Below are 4,989 nucleotides of genomic sequence, written 5' to 3' on the forward strand. Positions count from 1 at the left end.
GGCACGGCGCCGGCTGGCACGGTTGTCCGGGTGTGCCAGGCCAGGAGCGGGGTGTCGGTGTGGCTGTTCTGGAACCGGCCGCCACCGGCAGGCAGGGAGCGTCCGTACAGAACGGGGGCATGTGCCAGCGCGAGCGCGCCGGACACCGGTGTTGCCGGTGACACCGGTGTTGCCGCCTCCGGGGAGGGCGAGACCGACGCCGACAGCACTCGGAGCGTCACCGTCCGGGTGGCTGCCGCGGACGCGTCCGGGTCGAAGGCGAGCGTGAGCGTGTGGATACCGGCATGGACATAGCCGAGCTGGACGCGGCTTGTGATGTCCCGCGCGGACAGCACGACGATGTCGGTGGCGAGCTGACCGTCCACCGCCACCGACACCACCGCGGACTCGGCGCCCCGGGTCGCCCAGTCGGCACCGGGTGCCTGGGCGCTGACCTCCAGCAGACCCTCACCACCGGTCCGTGCACGCAGCGTCAACGGGTAGGCGGGGCCCGCGCGCTCCAGCGTGATCGGAGTCCCCGGGGCGGCCGACGCGCCACCGGCCCCGCCGCCTCCCACCATGTCGGCCAGCAGGACGGCGGCAACCAACGGCGCCCGGCATGCCCGCCACATCCACCGCCCGTTCAACGCGGTTCGACGTGGTTCAACGCTGCTCGGGCCGCAGCGGAACAAGGGTGGGCGCGGGCGCGGCGGTACCGGGCGGCGCGGTGTCCACCAGCCGAACCGACGCCATCGCGGCGAGGAGGGCAAGCTGATCGGCCGGGGCCCGCACAACCGCCCCGTACAGGCAGGCGCAGGAGCCGCTCAGGGCCACCGCCTCGTCCTCGGCACGCTCCCGCGTGACGGCGTCAGCGGCGGTGCCAACACGGTACGCCGCGCTCTCAGCGGCCCGCGTGAACGCGGCCGGGATGTCACGAGCCGGGTCCCCGACATCGGTGGTCAGGATCGGCCCGTCAGGGGGAACCCGGAAGAACACCCGCACGGTGCGCAAGTCGCCGAGCAGGGCACGTGTCTGTTCCGGCGTCCGGTAGCCGGGGAAGCTGACGGCCGCATAGATGTCGGGCTGCTCGGGAGCGAGCGCCAGCACGGCGAGCCGCGCCTGGGCCGCGGCCAGATAACCGTCCGTCGACTCGGCCGGGCGCAGGGACGTCCGCACGCTGTCCGTCGCGACATCGACCCGTCCACCGGCCGGCCCCCGCCACAGCGCCGCGACCGCGCTCACCCCGATGACGCCGACCGCCCCCAGCGTCATAATCCGTGCGGTCCGCTCGAGCGCCAGCCTGCTGGCGACGCGACGCGCGCCGCCCACCCACGCGGCGGTCCCGGCATCGTCGGGGCAGGCCCGCGCGGGCTGCGCGGCGACCTGCCCGGCCAGGGCATCACCATCGCCGTCGCTATCGCCGGCACCGGCCGGCACCGGCCGGTCGGACCGCGCCCACAACGGGACGACCATGTCCCGCGTCCGGGCCGGCGCCCCGGCGCGGGCCGGCAGCCCAGCGCGGAGGTGCATCGCGCGCACGGCTACGGCATCAAAGAGCCGGCGCACAACCGGGAGCGCGCGGTCATCCAGGCGGTCAAGCTGGTCCAGCACAGCCCGTGCCGCCCGCGCGGATCGGGCCGCCGCCCGCGCCGCCCCGCGCCCGACAGGTCCGCGCTGAACCAGCGGACCCCGTACCGCCTGGCCCCCGACGGCAATCATGACTGCTGCCGGAGCAGGGACACCGCCCCCGCCAGATCGGCTGGATCAGGGCTGGTGAACGTCATCCACCGCCCGTCCCTGGGATGGGCGAAGGACAGCCGAGCGGCATGCAGCCACTGCCGGGCCAGCCCAAGCCTGCTGGCGAGAACCGGGTCAGCGCCGTAAGAAAGATCACCAACGCAGGGATGCCGCAAGGCCGACATGTGCACGCGGATCTGGTGGGTCCGGCCCGTCTCAAGGCGCACCGACAGCAGGGACGCGGCCCGGAAGGCCTCGTCGGTGTCGTAGTGGGTGACGCTTGGCTTCCCATCCGCAACCACAGCGAAAAGGCCCGGCTTGCGCGGATGACGGTCAATCGGTGCGTCCACCGTGCCACTGGACGGATCAGGATGTCCCTGCACCAGAGCACGATAGATCTTCTCCACCTCCCGCTCCCGGAAGGCGCGCTTCAACACGGTGTAGGCGTGCTCACTTTTCGCGACAACCATGACTCCCGTGGTGCCGACGTCCAAGCGGTGGACGATGCCCTGACGTTCGGCAGCACCGCTGGTCGCAATGCTGTAGCCAGCGGCGGCGAGGCCGCCGATCACGGTCGGCCCGCCGAAGCCGGGAGCCGGATGGGCGGCCACGCCCACCGGCTTGCTCACCACGACGATGTCACCATCATCATGGATCACCTCGAGGCCGGGCACCGGGGTCGCCTCCAGCTGGACCGGTCGCGGCGCCGCCGGCAGTTCGACGTCAAGCCACGCGCCGCCGGTCACCCGATCGGACCGGCCCCGCACCGTCCCGTTGACGCTGGCGTAGCCGGCATCAACAAGCGCGGCCGCGGCCGTCCGGGATAACCCGAACATCCGAGCGATGGCCGCGTCCAGCCGCAGGCCGTCCAACCCGTCAGGCACCGGCAGGGCGCGTCTGTCCCCTCCGCCCACTAACGGGCCCCCGCTGCCGCTCACTTCTCGCTTTCACCGGTCAGGTCACGTGCTTCCGTCGTACGCTGCCCGTCGACGCCGACACCCCGCGCCCCGAGGATGACCGCGAGGATCCCGCCGATCACGATCGCCGAGTCCGCGATGTTGAAAACCGGCCAGTGGTGCAGGTGGATCCAGTCCACAACATGCCCGCGCAGCGGGGCCGGTGCCCGGAAGACCCGGTCGCTGAGGTTACCGAGCGCGCCGCCGAGCAGGAGCCCGAGAACCACCGCCCACGGTGTGGACTTCAAGGTCCGGGCGGTCCGCACAATGACCACGACGACCGCAACGGCCACCAGGCTGAACAGCACGGTCGCACCGCCGGCGAGGCTGAACGCGGCCCCGGGGTTGCGGGTGAGCCGAAGGTCGAGCACACCGGGGATCAGATCGATCGGCGCCCGGTCCGACATATGCGCCACCGCGACAATTTTCGTGATCGCGTCCGTGGTGACGACCACGAGACCCGCGCCCACCAGCGTGGCCACCGCCCGCGCCGACCGCGTGGCCGCCCGCGCCGCATCCCCGGCCACCGCCGCTGGTGGCCCGTCCCGCGACCCGGCAGTCCCACTCTCACCGGTGGCTGACGTCTCCTGCACCTGGCCTACTCTACGGCCAGGCCACACCATGGCTGGATCACCCCACGGCCAGACCCGCACCACCGCCGCCAGCCAGCCAACCACTGGCCGTCTTCCCGTCGCCGGGTGAGCAGAACCTGATGGTGTGGTGCGCGAGCCTGCCGAAGCTTCCCCCTCATTTCCCGGCTCCCCCGACAGACCGGAGCCGGGCTTCGGCCGCACCGTACAGGACCGCTACCGGCGGTTCCCCTTCCCCAGCAAGCCGCGGGACGAGTGACGAGTGACGAGTGACGACACCTCAGTGCCGGTGCCTCGAGCCGGCCCGAGGCGCCGACGGACAGAACGGGCCATAATCGCCTCTCAGTTCGAAGACTCCCGGGGACCAGGACAGGGTGAGCGAGTGAACGGCGAGTGAGTAGAGTGGCGAACGCCTTCGACGCCTTATGGGGCATCGCGCAGACGGCGGCTGACCGCTGGTGGCAGCTGGCCTCCGGCCGGACACTGCACTGGATCGGGATCATCCTGGGCGTCGCCGTGGCGCTCAGCATCGCCGGGCATGTGGACCGGTGGATCGAGCGCGGGCGGTTCCACATCACCCTGCGACTGAACGGTTACCGCAGCCACGGCGAGTACGTGGGCGGCCCCGAGTGGCGGGCCAGGCGGCGGCGGTGGCTCACCGAAACCGGCAAGCGTCCGTGCCACATCTGCGGGAAGCCGTGGCGCGACGGTCCGTCCGGCGTCGGCTACCACGCACACCACGTCGACTATTTCCGCGCCGGCTCGGGGCATGAGTCCAACCGGGATCTGGTGCCCATCTGCCACCACTGCCACACCCGCGTCCACAAGGTCGACCGCTACCGGGGGCCGCTCGGGACCCGCGCGCTCGGGCTGTCGCTGCGGCGCTGTACCGGTCTGATCCGCGCTGTCTACTGGCCGGTGCGGGCGCTGCGCGGTGGCTCCGGAAGCACCCACGCGCCCGTGGCCCGCCGGCCGATCCGCCGGCCACGGCGCCGGGCCGTCCCCCGCGCGCAGGTACCCGGCCAGGACGGCACGAACCAGCGCACCGGCCACCACACCGGCCGTCCCCATCGTCCGACGAGTGCGGGTAGGTGATGGTGGGATCCCGCCGTCCACTACGCTGGTCGTAGCGGACGGCGATGACGGGACGAGTAGCGGCGGGCGCAGCCAGGGACGGCCGGTGACGGGTGTCCAGCGAACCGGGGACGGTGGAAGCCCGGCGGCCAGCGCGTCGTGAAGATCACCCTTGAGCTGCCGGAAGAACAGGGTGTCACCCGCCCTCAGTAGATCCGGTACCGCGTGTGAAGAGTGGTCGTCCAGGCTGCCGCGTACCGGCGTCCTGAACGGCAAGGAGGGTGGTACCGCGGTACCACCGCGCCCCGGTGAGATGCCGGGTACCGCGGGGTGTCGTCCCTCCGTTGGAGCTTGATCCCCGACGGAGACCTGCGATGCCCAGCCACGGAACACCCGCCCACGAAATGCCCGCTCACACGATGCCGGCCTTCCCCGCGCTGCCGACCCAGGTTGACCTGCCCGCCCTCGAGCGTGATGTCCTCGAGCGCTGGAAGGACCTGAAGGTCTTCGAGCGTTCACTGGCCGCGACCGCGGACGGGCCACAGTGGATCTTCTATGAGGGTCCGCCCACCGCCAACGGCAAGCCCGGCACCCACCACGTCGAAGCCCGGGTCTTCAAGGACCTGTTCCCCCGCTACCGGACGATGCGTGGC

The 4,989-nt window shown here is 71.9% G+C and carries 5 protein-coding genes and 1 pseudogene; 2 read left to right on the plus strand and 4 right to left on the minus strand.

Features of this window, described 5'->3' with window-relative positions; translation table 11 throughout:
- The 4 genes and pseudogenes from MJ783_RS19410 to lspA all read right to left on the minus strand — a co-directional run.
- A pseudogene (locus MJ783_RS19410) lies at window positions 1-611 on the minus strand (hypothetical protein); the annotation flags it as partial.
- A 31-nt stretch (window positions 612-642) separates the two neighbouring features.
- Window positions 643-1,698 carry a hypothetical protein gene (locus MJ783_RS19415; protein WP_239312359.1) on the minus strand — a complete coding sequence of 352 codons (1,056 nt, stop codon included), beginning with the start codon at window positions 1,696-1,698 and terminating at the stop codon, window positions 643-645.
- Complete coding sequence (locus MJ783_RS19420; protein ID WP_370651714.1) at window positions 1,695-2,600, minus strand: RluA family pseudouridine synthase; 906 nt, start codon at window positions 2,598-2,600, stop codon at window positions 1,695-1,697. The genes MJ783_RS19415 and MJ783_RS19420 overlap by 4 nt, the downstream gene beginning before the upstream one ends.
- Window positions 2,601-2,650: 50 nt before the next feature.
- The gene (gene lspA / locus MJ783_RS19425; protein WP_308194852.1) at window positions 2,651-3,265 is read right to left on the minus strand and encodes a signal peptidase II; all 615 of its coding nucleotides are present in this window, start codon (window positions 3,263-3,265) and stop codon (window positions 2,651-2,653) included.
- Window positions 3,266-3,655: 390 nt separating this feature from the next.
- Between lspA and MJ783_RS19430 the strand changes: the two genes are divergently transcribed.
- Together MJ783_RS19430 and MJ783_RS19435 are read left to right on the plus strand one after the other, a co-directional pair.
- Complete coding sequence (locus tag MJ783_RS19430) at window positions 3,656-4,357, plus strand: HNH endonuclease (RefSeq protein ID WP_239312361.1); 702 nt, start codon at window positions 3,656-3,658, stop codon at window positions 4,355-4,357.
- 353 nt (window positions 4,358-4,710) lie between these two features.
- Window positions 4,711-4,989 (plus strand): class I tRNA ligase family protein (locus tag MJ783_RS19435; protein WP_370651715.1); only part of this gene is annotated, 279 nt, incomplete at its 3' end.

The sequence above is a fragment of the Protofrankia sp. Cj3 genome (assembly GCF_917627355.1).
GTDB lineage: Bacteria > Actinomycetota > Actinomycetes > Frankiales > Frankiaceae > Protofrankia.